This is a genomic window from Kitasatospora sp. NPDC001159 (assembly GCF_053598235.1).
Map to the genome: position 1 here is coordinate 1 of NZ_JBSFJV010000150.1, position 12204 is coordinate 12204.

The 12204-nt window shown below is 72.0% G+C and carries 13 protein-coding genes and 2 pseudogenes; 6 read left to right on the forward strand and 9 right to left on the reverse strand.

Going from position 1 to position 12204, the window contains the following annotated elements; all coding sequences use genetic code 11:
• Positions 1-211 (reverse strand): alkylphosphonate utilization protein (locus ACWC9T_RS38260; protein ID WP_449825655.1); only part of this gene is annotated, 211 nt, incomplete at its 3' end.
• A gap of 266 nt (positions 212-477) precedes the next feature.
• Between ACWC9T_RS38260 and ACWC9T_RS38265 the strand changes: the two genes are divergently transcribed.
• Positions 478-1719 (forward strand): styrene monooxygenase/indole monooxygenase family protein, encoded by a 1242-nt coding sequence (locus tag ACWC9T_RS38265; protein ID WP_449825656.1) that lies wholly within the window; start codon positions 478-480, stop codon positions 1717-1719.
• A gap of 143 nt (positions 1720-1862) precedes the next feature.
• Positions 1863-2408 carry a hypothetical protein gene (locus ACWC9T_RS38270; protein WP_449825657.1) on the forward strand — a complete coding sequence of 182 codons (546 nt, stop codon included), beginning with the start codon at positions 1863-1865 and terminating at the stop codon, positions 2406-2408.
• Positions 2409-2647: 239 nt separating this feature from the next.
• On the opposite strand, the gene ACWC9T_RS38275 is transcribed toward ACWC9T_RS38270, so the two are convergent.
• Positions 2648-3394, reverse strand: a complete 747-nt coding sequence (locus tag ACWC9T_RS38275) for an SOS response-associated peptidase (protein WP_449825658.1) — start codon at positions 3392-3394, stop codon at positions 2648-2650.
• A 39-nt stretch (positions 3395-3433) separates the two neighbouring features.
• The gene (locus ACWC9T_RS38280) at positions 3434-4177 is read right to left on the reverse strand and encodes an AraC family transcriptional regulator (RefSeq protein WP_449825659.1); all 744 of its coding nucleotides are present in this window, start codon (positions 4175-4177) and stop codon (positions 3434-3436) included.
• A 57-nt stretch (positions 4178-4234) separates the two neighbouring features.
• Between ACWC9T_RS38280 and ACWC9T_RS38285 the strand changes: the two genes are divergently transcribed.
• The gene (locus ACWC9T_RS38285) at positions 4235-5464 is read left to right on the forward strand and encodes an MFS transporter (protein ID WP_449825663.1); all 1230 of its coding nucleotides are present in this window, start codon (positions 4235-4237) and stop codon (positions 5462-5464) included.
• A gap of 416 nt (positions 5465-5880) precedes the next feature.
• Here ACWC9T_RS38285 and ACWC9T_RS38290 read toward each other — a convergent pair whose 3' ends face one another.
• A complete protein-coding gene (locus ACWC9T_RS38290; protein ID WP_449825660.1) occupies positions 5881-6630 on the reverse strand; it encodes a sulfite exporter TauE/SafE family protein in 750 nt (249 codons plus the stop codon).
• On the reverse strand, positions 6627-6986 hold the full coding sequence (locus ACWC9T_RS38295; protein ID WP_449825661.1) for a rhodanese-like domain-containing protein: 360 nt from the start codon (positions 6984-6986) through the stop codon (positions 6627-6629). The genes ACWC9T_RS38290 and ACWC9T_RS38295 overlap by 4 nt, the downstream gene beginning before the upstream one ends.
• Positions 6987-7197: 211 nt before the next feature.
• On the opposite strand from ACWC9T_RS38295, the pseudogene ACWC9T_RS38300 reads away from it, so the two are divergent.
• A pseudogene (locus tag ACWC9T_RS38300) lies at positions 7198-7446 on the forward strand (hypothetical protein); the annotation flags it as partial.
• Between the two features lie 31 nt (positions 7447-7477).
• Here ACWC9T_RS38300 and ACWC9T_RS38305 read toward each other — a convergent pair.
• From ACWC9T_RS38305 to ACWC9T_RS38315, 3 genes are all read right to left on the reverse strand, one after another.
• Positions 7478-7627 carry a hypothetical protein gene (locus ACWC9T_RS38305; RefSeq protein ID WP_449825666.1) on the reverse strand — a complete coding sequence of 50 codons (150 nt, stop codon included), beginning with the start codon at positions 7625-7627 and terminating at the stop codon, positions 7478-7480.
• 113 nt (positions 7628-7740) lie between these two features.
• Positions 7741-8247, reverse strand: coding sequence for a PspA/IM30 family protein (locus ACWC9T_RS38310; RefSeq protein WP_449825667.1), 507 nt, complete (start codon positions 8245-8247; stop codon positions 7741-7743).
• Between the two features lie 10 nt (positions 8248-8257).
• Positions 8258-8551: a hypothetical protein gene (locus tag ACWC9T_RS38315; RefSeq protein ID WP_449825662.1), complete on the reverse strand. Its 294-nt coding sequence runs from the start codon at positions 8549-8551 to the stop codon at positions 8258-8260.
• A 292-nt stretch (positions 8552-8843) separates the two neighbouring features.
• Here ACWC9T_RS38315 and ftsH point away from each other — a divergent pair, with 292 nt between their 5' ends.
• Entirely contained in the window at positions 8844-10877 is a 2034-nt protein-coding gene (gene ftsH, locus ACWC9T_RS38320) for an ATP-dependent zinc metalloprotease FtsH (RefSeq protein WP_449825664.1), read from the forward strand.
• Positions 10878-11043: 166 nt separating this feature from the next.
• Here the strand turns inward: ftsH and ACWC9T_RS38325 are convergent, their stop codons facing one another.
• Positions 11044-11856, reverse strand: coding sequence for a class I SAM-dependent methyltransferase (locus tag ACWC9T_RS38325; protein WP_449825665.1), 813 nt, complete (start codon positions 11854-11856; stop codon positions 11044-11046).
• Positions 11857-11981: 125 nt separating this feature from the next.
• Here ACWC9T_RS38325 and ACWC9T_RS38330 point away from each other — a divergent pair.
• Positions 11982-12126: pseudogene (locus tag ACWC9T_RS38330) on the forward strand (IS982 family transposase); the annotation flags it as partial.
• Between the last annotated feature and the right edge of the window lie 78 nt (positions 12127-12204).

A 12204-nucleotide genomic window follows, 5' to 3' on the forward strand; every position in this document is an offset into this window, starting at 1 on the left:
TGAGGGCCTTGACCACGGTCACGGTGTCGCCGTCGCTGAGGACGTTGCCGACCGCGTCCCGGATCACCCGCTCGCCGGCGCCGGCGGCCTGCTCGGAGCCGCCCTCGGCGGGCATCCACTCGTGTCCGCACTCGGGGCAGACCATGAGGGCGTTCATCTCATAGGTGTACTCGCTGGAGCACTGCGGGCAGGGGGGGAGGTTGTCGCTCATTCGCTCTGGCTGTCCTGTCTGTGCGTCTGCGCTGTCTGTGCTGTCTGTGCTGTCCGGGCCGTCGGTACGGGCCGTCGGCGACAGGTCACCCTCTATGAACTTGAAGAATTTTTCAAATCGACATCCTGATGGCGTCCCGATCGGCCGGGTGCCGCCTCGGCGTGTCGGCGCCGTGGACGCGGGCGCCCAGGACTGATATCCAGACCTCTGGCAACCGGGCTGGGCGGGCGGCCGGGCTCGGACGGACCACCAGGAGAGCAGGGGCGATGCGCAGGATTCTGATCGTTGGCGCCGGGCAGTCCGGCCTCCAACTGGCCCTCGGGCTGCAGTCCCACGGTTACGACGTGACGTTGCTGACCGACCGTGACGCGCAGGAGGTGCGGGACGGGCGGGTGATGTCCACCCAGTGCATGTTCGACGCCGCGCTGCGCGCCGAGCGCGCCCTCGGCCTGGACCTGTGGGCCGAGGAGGCGCCCCGGATCGAGGGGGTCGGCGTGTCGGTCGGCGGGCCGGAGTCGGTGCGGGTGATCGACTGGGTCGGTCGGCTGGACAGCTACGCGCAGTCCGTCGACCAGCGGCTGAAGATGTCCACCTGGCTGGAGCTGTTCGCCGATCGCGGCGGCCGGGTGGAGCTGCGGCAGGTCAGCGCCGCCGACCTCGAACACCTCGCCGGCTCCTACGACTTGGTGCTGGTCGCCTCCGGGAAGGGATCACTGGCCTCACTGTTCGAGCGCGACGAGGAGCGGTCCCCGTACACCCGGCCGCAGCGCGCGCTGGCCGCCGCCTACGTGTACGGGCTCGCGCCGCGTCCTGAGCACGACTTCCAGGCGGTGCGCTGCAACGTGGTGCCCGGCATCGGGGAGTTCTTCGTCATGCCGGTGCTGACCGCGGCCGGGCCCTGCGACGCCATGTTGTGGGAGGCCGTCCCGGGCGGTCCGGCGGATGCCTTCGACGGGCTCCGCGATCCGGCCGACCACCTGCGGGTGATGCTGGAGTTGATGAAGACCTTCACGCCGTGGGAGTACGACCGGACCCGGGCCGGCGTCGAACTCACCGATCCCGGCGCCACCCTGGCGGGCCGGTTCGCTCCGACGGTCCGTCGTCCGATCGGCGAACTTCCGGGGGGTGACGCGGTGTTGGGCGTCGCGGACGTGGTCGTCACCAACGACCCGATCACCGGCCAGGGTTCCAACAACGCGGCCAAGTGCGCCGCCGGCTACCTGGAGGCGATCCTCGCCCACGGCGACAAGCCCTTCGACCGGGACTTCCAGCAGGCCGCCTTCGACCGCTTCTGGACGACGGCCGGGCGCGCCGCCACCGTCTGGAGCAACGCGATGCTCATGCCGCCGCCCCCGCACGTCCTCCAGCTGCTCGGCGCGGGTGGTGAACTCCCGACCGTGAGGGACCGGTTCGCCAACGCCTTCGACGACCCGGCGGACCTGGAGGAGTGGTTCCTCGACCCGGGGAAGTCGGAGGCCTATCTGGCCTCGGTGGCGCCGCAGGCCTGACCGCCGGTCCGCCGGGGCGCCGGTCCGAGGTCACGGTATCTCCAAGTCCCGTGCGAACGCGGCCCGACCATGGTGGGTTCGTGTCAACCCCGGCCGGCCGGGGGAGCATCCGGGCACAGAACACGAACAACAGGAGATCTGTGGTGGCGGTCGACGGCAGCAACATGGCGCACGTTGTGATCGATACGGCGGTGAAAGAGCGCACACGTCTCCACAACGGTCGTAGCCGGACGACGGCGCTGGTGGTGCTGGGGCTCCTCGCCGGCTTCGGTCTGTTCCTGGCGCTGGTGGTCGGCAAGTCCGACCCGACCAGCGCCCCGACCTGCGACGGCAAGACCATGACCCGGGACACCGAGTGCCGGATCTGGTCCAACCACGGCGGTGGGGGCACCTACAGCTACGACGAGATGATCGACCGCCGGGAGTCCTCGAACGACATGTGGCGGGTGGTCGGCTTCGGCGGCGCCGGCCTCGCCGTGGTCCTGATGGTGGTGGCGGCCACCAGGCTCAACCCGAACCGCCCCTGGGGCAAGCCGGTCGCCGCGATCTGCCCGCGGTGCCACCAGCCGACCCTGCGGGAGAAGCTGACCGTGCACAGCATCACCCGGGGGCGGACGACCCACCGCTACAGCGGCATCGTCACCCTCTGCACGCCCGTCTGCGGCTTCACCTCCGTGCGCCAGCGCTGACGGCGAGCGGGGCCGGAACCGGGGTCGGGTGTTCATGGGCACCCGGCCACGGCCGTATCCGGGGCATCCGGCCAGAGCTAGGCGGCTGCTTCCGCCAGGTGCCGTTCCGCTCGCTGCCGTAGTCGGCGGCTCCCGCCGGTTGCGGAGCACCGCCTGGAGCAGCCGGTGCACGGCGACGGTGTCGCCGAGGGTAGTGCGGAGCAAACGCGCTGTCAGCGGAATCAGCGGCGGGCGGGGCGTCAGTCGGCGAGCCCCAGCGGGTCCGGGGCGGTTTCGAGTAGCTCCGGGCCGTTGGGCGCGCGCACGCTGTTGACGGCGGGTGGGACGGCGCGCACCCGCAGGGCGCCGTCGGCGGGGCGGCGCAGCAGGTGGTGGAGGTCGGTGGGGTCGGTGAGGGCAGGGGAGAGCCAGGTGGGCACGTCGTCGGGGGCGATGGTGAGTGGCATCCGGTCGTGGATGCGGCCGGCCGAGTCGGTGGCGTCGGTGGTGATGATGGTGGCGGTGGCGAGCCAGGCGAGCGGGTCGTCGTCGGCACGGGCGCGGTCGCGCCAGAACTCGTACAGGCCGGCCATCAGCATCACGCCGCCGGTGCTGAGGAAGTACGGCTGCTTGTACTTCTTGCGGTCGGCGGTGGCGGGGACCTCGCGCCACTCGAAGTAGCCGTCGGCGGGGATGACGCAGCGGCGGGCGGTGAAGGCCTTGCGGAAGGCGGGCTTGGTGTCGACGGTCTCCGAGCGGGCGTTGATCATCCGGGCGCCACCGGACGGGTCCTTGGACCAGGACGGGACGAGGCCCCAGCGCAGCGGGCGCAGTTGGCGCAGCACTTCGCCGGTCTCCCGGTCAAGGCGTTCCAGCACGGCGGGGATCGGGTCGGTGGGCGCGACGTTCCAGCTCGGCGCGAAGGTCTCGGCCGGGTCCCAGCGGAGCTCTCCGAGTAGCGAGACGAGGTCCTGGGGTGTGGTGGTGGAGACGAAGCGGCCGCACATGCCCCCAAGCCTGCCACTCGGGACGGACAACCGGGGCTTTCAGCGCGCCGGGTGGCCGCCCGGAGTGTGGCCGAAGGTGCGGCGGAACACGTCGATGAAGGCGCTGGCCGAGGCCCAGCCGCAGCGGTGCGCGACGGCGGTGACCGGCACGTCCTCGGCGAGCAGCACCAGCGCGTGGTGCAGCCGCAGCTGGGTGCGCCACTGGGGGAAGGTCATCCCGAGGTCGGCGCGGAACAGCCGGGACAGGGTGCGGTCGCTGGCGCCGACGGCGCGGCCTAGTTCGGCGAGGGTGCGGCGGTCGGCCGGGTCGGCGTGCAGCAGCCCGCACAGCGCCTGGAGGAGCGGCGCGGTCGGGGTGGGCAGGTGGAGCGGCTGTTGGGGCGCGGCGTGCAGTTGGTCGAGCAGGACGGCGCGTAGCCGGGAGCGTTCGGGGCTGTCGTCCTCGGGGACGCGGGTGTAGGCGGTGATCAGCTCGCGCAGCAACGGGCCGACGGCGAGGACGGTGGGCCGGTCCAGGGCGAGCGGGTTCTCGGCGGCGGGCAGGCCGACGAGGTGGAGTTCGAGGTCGCCGTGCGCCTGGTGGGCGTGGATGGTGCGGGCCGGGATCCAGAGCGCACGGTTGCCGGGGGCGACCCAGGAGCCGGCGTCGGTGGTGATCGCGACCACGCCGCGAGCCGCGTAGGCGATCTGGTGGTCGTCGTGGCGGTGGGCGTCGATCCCGGTCCCGGAGGGCAGCAGCTGGGCGCGGGTGGGGGCGACGGGATCGTGGCGGATCTTCGACATCGGCTGGCAGATTATCGGAAGTCCGATAGGGGGTGCGGACCCCAGCATGGCGGGGTGCTGAAGCAACCGTCAGAAGAAGCGTCAGAGAAGCCGACCCTCCTGCCGTACCACACGTCGATCACGCTGCTGTCCGTCGGACACGCCTGCGTCGACGTCTACCAGGGCGCCGTCGCCGCCCTGGTGCCCTTCCTGGTGGCCGAGCGCGGCTACGGCTACGCCGCCGTGTCGGGCGTGGTGCTCGCCGCCTCCCTGCTCTCCTCGGTCGCGCAGCCGCTGTTCGGGATGCTCACCGACCGCTGGCCGCTGCCCTGGCTGCTGCCGGTCAGCACACTGCTCGGCGGCGCGGGCATCGCGCTCAGCGGGGTGGGTGGCTCGTACGGGCTGACGCTCTCCTGCGTGGCGCTGTCCGGTGTCGGGGTGGCCGCGTACCACCCGGAGTCGGCGCGGGTGGCCCGCTCGGTCGCGCAGGGGGCGGGGGCCGGTCACCGGGGGATGGCCTGGTACTCGTTGGGCGGCAACTTGGGCTTCGCGGCGGCGCCGCTGCTGGTCGCCGCCGTGGTCGGCACCGGCGGGCTGCGGCTGACCCCGTTGCTGGCGCTGCCAGCCCTCGCGGGCGCCGCGCTGTGCCCGCCGGTGCTGCGCGAGCTGGCGCGGCGGCGCGCCGCCGGGGCGGGTGCGGCGCGCAAACCGGGCCGGGACGACCGGGCCTCCTTCGTGAAGCTGTCGCTGGCCGTGGTGTGCCGTTCGATCGCCTTCACCGGCCTGAGTACCTTCCTGTCGCTGTTCGCCACCCAGCGCCTCGGCGGCGGGACGGCGGCCGGCACCGCGGCGCTGGTGGTGCTGTACGCGGGCGGCGCGGTGGGCTCGGTGTTGGGCGGCGCGCTGGCGGACCGGTGGGGCCGGGTCGCGGTGGCGCGCTGGTCGTACCTGGTCGCGGCGGTGGCGGTGGCCGGGGTGCTGCTGGTCCCGGGGCCAGCGCTGTACCTCTTCACGGCGCTCACTTCGGCGGGTCTGTACGTGCCGTTCTCGCTGCAGGTCACGCTGGGGCAGGACTACCTGCCGTCCCGGATCGGCACCGCGAGCGGGATCACCCTCGGGCTGACGGTCAGCATCGGCGGCCTGGTCAGCCCGCTGATCGGCGCGGTCGCGGACGCCACCTCGCTGCGGACGGTGCTGCTGCCGCTGGCGGCGATGCCGGTGTTCAGCTGGGCGCTGTTCCGCACTCTGCCGGAGCCCGCCGTGCCGGAGGAGGCGGCGCCCGTGGCTGGTGCGACCGCCGAGATATAGGTGCCGTCACCAAAAGTTCATCCACGATACGTTCGTATGGCGATAGATCAACTATTGCGGACGTTCCTGGCCCACCGTCAACTCGATCAACTGGCGGAAGGGATGACGACCATGAAGGTGCTCGCCCTCGGCGGAGCCGGAGAGATGGGCCGCGTCGCCGCCCGTGCCGTCGCCGGTCTCCCCGGCGTCCAGGACTGGTGATCGCCGACCGCGATCTGGAGGCCGCCCGTCGCACGGCCGCCCTGCTCTCCGCCGGCGCGGCGGTACCGGTCCGCAGGCAGCGGGTCGACGTCAGGGACGCGGCCGAACTGGACGCCGCCCTCGGCGCCGTGGACGCCGTCCTCAACACCGTCGGTCCGTGGGGGTCCTCTCGGGATGGATGGGCGGACCGGCGGTGGCCGGAGCAGGGGAGCGGGTCAGCTGAGGGTGGTGACCAGCATCAGCGTGGCGACGGAGAGCAGGGCGATGGCGAAGGCCCGCTGCAGGGTGCGTCCGCTGAGCTTGTCGGCGAGCCGCTTGCCGTCCCAGGCGCCGAGGATCGCGGCGCCGGTGAAGGGTGCGGCCACGGCCCAGTCGATCGCGCCGGGCTCGCCGAGGCGGGGCAGCAGGGCGGCGAGGGAGTTGGCGGTGATGACCAGCAGGCTGGTGCCGACCGCCTCGGCCATGGTGAAGGCGAGCACCGAGACCAGCGCGGGCACGGCGAGGAAGCCGCCGCCGACGCCGAGCAGTCCGGTGACCGCGCCGAGTCCCGCGCCGGCCGCCGTCGAGCGGCCCGGTCCGGCGGCGGATCGTTCCTGCTGCTCCGCCTTGGGCGGCACCAGCATCCGCCAGGCGGCGAGCGCAGCCAGTACCGCGAAGGCGCCGGTCAGCAGTGCGCCCGGCAGGTGGGCCGACAGGGCCCCGGCGGCTGCGGCGGCGGGTAGTCCGGCGGCGGCGAACAGCGCGCCGGTGCGCCACCGCACCCGCCCGGCCCGGGCGTGGGCGAGCAGGCCGGTCAGTGAGGTGGCGGCGACGATCACCAGGCTCGCCGTGGTGGCCGGCGCGGGGGAGAAGTCGAGCAGGTAGACCAGGGCGGGTACGGCCAGCATGCTGCCGCCGCCACCGAGTCCGCCGAGCGCCAGCCCGACCACCGCGCCAGCGGCGAGCGCCAGGATCAGCGTGGTCATATCACGTGCCCGGCGCCGCCGTGGGGCGTGGTGACCGGCAGGCCTGCCCGCTGCCAGGCGCCCATGCCCCCGGTGACGTTCAGCGTCTCGACGCCGCGTGCGGCGAGCAGCGCGGCCGCCCGTTGGGAGCGGTTTCCGGAACGGCAGATCGCGAGGACGGTCCGGCCGGTGGCCTCGGGCGGCAGCTCGACTCCGGCGGCCAGGCCGATCAGTGGCAGGTGCAGCGCGCCGGGGGCGTGCCCAGCGGTGAACTCGGCGGCCTCGCGGACGTCGAGCAGCACGGCGGCGCCGGTGCGGGCCAGCTCATGGGCCTGGGTGGGGGTGGTCTGCCCGGGGGCGGACGGCAGCTGGGGCATGGGTTTCTCCAGTGGTGCGGGCCGGGCCGCAGTGGTCCGGCGCGTCGGGGGTGCCGCGGTGCGCGACGCGGGTGCCCGAACGGACGGTGGCGGTGACGCGGGTCTCTCCTCTCGGCTCCGCCCGCACCCGGACGGTGTCCGGTCCGGCGGCGGCCGGTTCCCTCTCGATGTCCACCATAGTACCCCCTGGGGTATTATCGAAATTGTTCAAATGTACCCCCGCCCGTATCGACCCTGGGGCGTCTGGGGCGTCTGGGGCGTCTGGGGCGTCAAGCGGATCTGTGTCGTCCTGGGGATCTCCCGGTCGTCGTTCTATGCCTGGCGGGCCGGCGAGGCCGCCCGCCGGGCCCGCCTGCGCGAGGAGGAACTGCTCGCGGCCGAGATCACCGTGATCCACCTCGCCTCCAGGGGCGCCTACGGCGGCGTCCCGCACGTGCACGCGGAACTGCGCCGCCAAGGTCGCGCCGTCAACCGGAAGAAGGTCGAGCGGATCATGCGCCGCGCGGCATCACGGTGTCGCCCGTCGTCGGCGCCGTGGCCTGACCCGCCAGGCCCGCAAGCCGGTGTTCGTCCCGGACCTGATCGGGCGATGGCACCCGGATCTGGCCGGACCGCGCCACCGCCCGCGCGGAGGTCTTCACGTTCGTCGAGACCTTCTACAACCGCAGGCGCTTGCGCAAACACCCCGAGTGGGGCTACCTCATCCCACTCGAGACCAGCAAGGTCACGCCCTGGCGGCGTAAACGGAGACGACTCACCCCCTCCTCCGGTACGCGGTCACAGCGACGGCTCCCCACCCGGGCTCCGCCCGCCCGGTGCCCGTTTCCTCCTGCGTCCGCGAGGCAGGAGCGGCCGGGAACTGCGCCTTCAGCCGTTTCAGCTCCTGTTCCACGTCCTGGTCCGTGCTGATCCGCTCCAGTCCGACCTGCACCTCGTCCGGGCCAGCCGGTACGGTGGCGTCCTCCAGGGCGCCGGAGGTCAGCTCGTCCAGCGCCGCCGAGCGGGCCTGTAGCTGCGCGGTCCGGTCCTGGGCCCGCCGCACAGCCGCGCCGACGTCGCCCAGCACGTCCCCGACACCGGACACGGCCTCCCCGATCCGGGCTTCCGCCTCGGCCCTGGTGTACTCGGCCTTCAACATCTCCTTGCGCGTACGGAAATCCTCCACCCTCGCCTCCAGCCGCTGCGTCGCGGCGGTGAGCTTCTCCTCCTCCGCCCGCAGTGCCGCCTGCTGCTCCTCCAGGCCGGCGGAGGATCGCCCCACAACACCGGGGCTACGGCGTGTGCGACGACGCCAGGCGCCGCCCGAGCTGATCAAGGTAGTCGTCGTAGCAGGCGACAACGTCGTCTAGGTCCACCATCGGCGGCAGGTCGATCAACGACTGCCGCTCGGCCAGGAACTCCGCCGTCTCCTCCACCGCACGACGCTCGTCGGTCGGCTCCACATGCAGCTGCTCGGCAACCGTCTCGCTGGCCCTGAAGCGCGACTCGATCACCTCCTCACCGACGCGTGCTCGCAGCAGATACTCGTGATCGCCCAGCGGCTCGACCTCGAAGTGCTCCGACATGACCACGTCCTCCATGCACGGCACGACTCGGCACCGGCCATACGCCACTGCCACGACATCCACGATTCCCGAGCCGGCAACGGAATGCGACACGAGCGCCCTCCCCGCCCGCCCAAGAAGTTCGCTGAACGGTCCCACCGGCCTCTGTCCGGTCCGAGCACCAGCCAGCCAGCCAGCCAGCCAGCCAGCCAGCCAGACACGGCCGGCCGCCTCAGTCAGGTAGGCCGACCGGCCCTGCCCGCAACCTCCTCGGGAGCGGACCATGAGAGCCGAGGAGGCCCGAATGCACGAGATGAACGCACGCAACCGCTTCCCCACACGCCATCCGACCGGCCGGGCCAGACCCGGGCCCCCGCCCGACCCGCCGAAGCCCGCTCAACCGCCGGAACCGGGTTGGCGGCGGTGGCTCCTGCCAACGGTCCTGGCTCTCATCGTGTTCTTCCTGCTCCTGTCCCGAAGCCCGTCCGGGACGGGAACGCGATACACCTACAGTGACTTCGTCGGCAGGGTGGACACAGGCCAGGTCAAGACCGTCGAGATCACCGACAAGGGCGCGATCAGCGGGACCTTGAAGAGCGGCACGAAGTTCACCACCCAGATACCGACCGCACTGAACAACGGCGGGCTCACCCAGGAGTTGCAGTCCCAGCACGTCGAGATCACCGCGACCGCTCCCAGCGGCGGCTCACCGCTGTCCGCCCTCCTCCTCTTCCTGCCGCTGATCGTCCTCATCGGGCTCTTCCTCTGGTCGGGGCGGATGGCGACGAAAACGATGAGCGGCGGTCTCAGCGCGGTCGGACGGTCCCGGGCGAAGATCATCGAGGCGGAGCGGCCGGGCACCCGGTTCGCCGATGTCGCCGGCTATGAGGGAGTGAAGCAGGAGGTCAGCGAGGTCGTCGACTTCCTGCGCAGCCCCGGTCGGTACGCCGCCGCCGGTGCCAAGGGGCCGCGAGGTGTGATCATGGTCGGCCCTCCGGGGACCGGGAAGACCCTGCTCGCCCGTGCGGTCGCCGGGGAGGCCGAGGTCCCGTTCCTGTCGGTGACCGGCTCGGCGTTCGTGGAGATGTTCGTGGGCGTTGGTGCCTCGCGGGTCCGCGACCTGTTCGAGGAGGCGCGCAAACGCGCGCCGTCGATCGTCTTCATCGACGAGATCGACGCCGTCGGCGCCCGGCGCGGCGGCGGTGCACGGCTCGGCGGCAACGACGAACGGGAGCAGACCCTCAACCAGTTGCTCTCCGAGATGGACGGCTTCGACCAGAGCACGGGCATCGTCGTGCTGGCCGCGACCAACCGCCCCGACGCGCTCGACCCGGCCCTGTTGCGCCCGGGCCGCTTCGACCGGCAGGTCACCGTACCGCTGCCGAACCAGGGCGAGCGCTCCGCGATCCTCTCCGTTCACGTGCGCGGCAAGACCCTGGCCCCCGACGTGGACCTGGAGCGCGTCGCGCGCGGTACTCCGGGGTTCTCCGGAGCGGACCTGGCGAACCTGGTGAACGAGGCCGCCATCAACGCGGTGCGAGCCGGGCGTACCGTCATCACGGCACACGACCTCGACACCGCCCGCGACCGGGTACTGCTCGGGCGCAGGGAATCCTCCAACGCCCTGCTCCCGGAGGAGCGCCGTGCGGTCGCCGTGCACGAGTCCGGGCACGCTCTCATGGCCGCCCTGTGCGAGCACGCGGACCCGGTCGCCAAGGTGACCATCCTGCCGGCCGGCATGACGCTCGGCTCGACCGAGCAACTCCCCGAGGCCGAGCGGCGTTTGTACAGCCAGGGCTATCTGGAGGACCTACTCGCCGTCCAACTCGGCGGCCGGGCCGCGGAGCTGCTCGTCTTCGGCGAGGGTTCCAGCGGCGCAGCCAACGACCTGACCAACGCCACCACTGTCGCCACCCGCATGGTGCGCGAGTTCGGTCTGTCGTCCGCCCTGGGGCCTGTGGGGTACGCGACCGGCACCGCCCAGTACCTCGGCGAGAACCCGGAGGACAGGCTGCGCCGTCCGTACTCCGAACAGACTCAGCGCACGGTCGACGAAGAGGTGGCAGGACTACTCCGGCAGGCCGAGAAACGGGCGCTCGACCTGCTGCGCGGCCACCGCCGCCAGCTGGACGAACTGGCCGAACTTCTCATCGCGGAGGAGACGGTGGACGGGAAGGTCGTGCTCGCCATCCTCGGCGGAACACCGCCGCCCACGACGCCCCGACAGCCGCTGGAACACGCCCCACTGGAACACACGCCGGTTCCGGAGCGGGACGCAGTCACGCCCGCCCACCGCGCCCACGGCCCCACCCGGCAGGAGCTCGGCAGACCCACCACGGGAGGGTGAAGAAGCACCGGTGACACCCGATTCGCGGGCCAGAGCATGCGCCGCCGACAACGGGAGCACACTCCACTGCGATCGGTTGGCGCGCATGACTGGCTGGCCGCGTATGAACCTGGCTCCCCTCATCAGGCCCCCTTGGAATCGATCATCGAGGGAACCGGGAGGCGCTCTACCGGCGGACCGCCGAGATCAGTCCGCCGGGCCGCTCCTCGCGCTGCGGCGGGGTGCTGATCGGGCGGCCGTAGGCGGCAGCGCGCTCGCGCAGGGTGTGGCTGTCGGCCTCCCAGCCGTGTCCGGCCAGCCAGCCCACCGGGTCATCGGGCATCTCCGAGACCCACATGGACGCCGCCGATCCCGGCACGGCGTCCGCGCCGAAGCACTCGATCACGCCGCGCGAGCCCAACGTCAGCCCCATCCGACTGCCTGCCGCCGACTGCGCGCTGATCCGGGCCAGCAGCAGCTCCACCGCGTCCTCAGGCAAATAGATCAGCAATCCTTCGGCGATCCACACGGTCGGCACCGCCGGGTCGTGCCCTGCGGCAGCCAGCGCGCCTGGCCAGTCCTCACGCAGATCCACCGCGACGGTGATCCGCTCGCAGCGTGCGACGGCCCGCTCCTGGCGCAGCACCGAAGCCTTGAAGTCCAGTGGCGCGGCGGTGTCCACCTCGAACAGCCGGGTGCCCTCGGGCCAGTCCATCCGAAAGGCCCGGCTGTCCATGCCGGCGCCGAGCAGCACGACCTGCCGGACCCCGGACGCGGAGGCCTGCTGCAACAGGTCGTCGAGGAACTTCGTCCTGATGACGATGGAGAACGACACGGCCAGCCGGCGGCGTCGCGCGGCCTCGTCATCGGGCGGCGGCGAGGAGGGCCACAGGCCGCCGGCGGTGGCGAAGGCCTGTGCCAGTGGGTCGCGGAACAGCGCGTCCTCCCGCTCGGTCTCCAGCGCCCGCACCCTGGCCACCCCCACCGCGGTGGCCCACACTCCCGACGGCTGCACCCGCTCCTGCTCATCAGTCACTGCGCCAGCCTAGATGAGCCTAGATGAGGCGTCACAACCGATCTCTTTACTCCCTCGCTTCATGTCATGCCCGCCAGCGAGCCCTTGGCATCAATGACCTGGACTCCCTCGCCACCGCACTCCATGTGAATGACCGACGACCTGCTGGAGGAATCGCCGCATCTGGCTCCGTGGCGGCCCGGGATCGGCATCGAGCCCAAGCTCGGCGATGCCGACTCCCTCTCTGTCAGCCTTGGGTGAGACATCCCGCTTTGTCGGGTTAGCCTGAGAGGGCCCGAGTAGGAGTTCCACCCCTGATGACCAGCACCAATC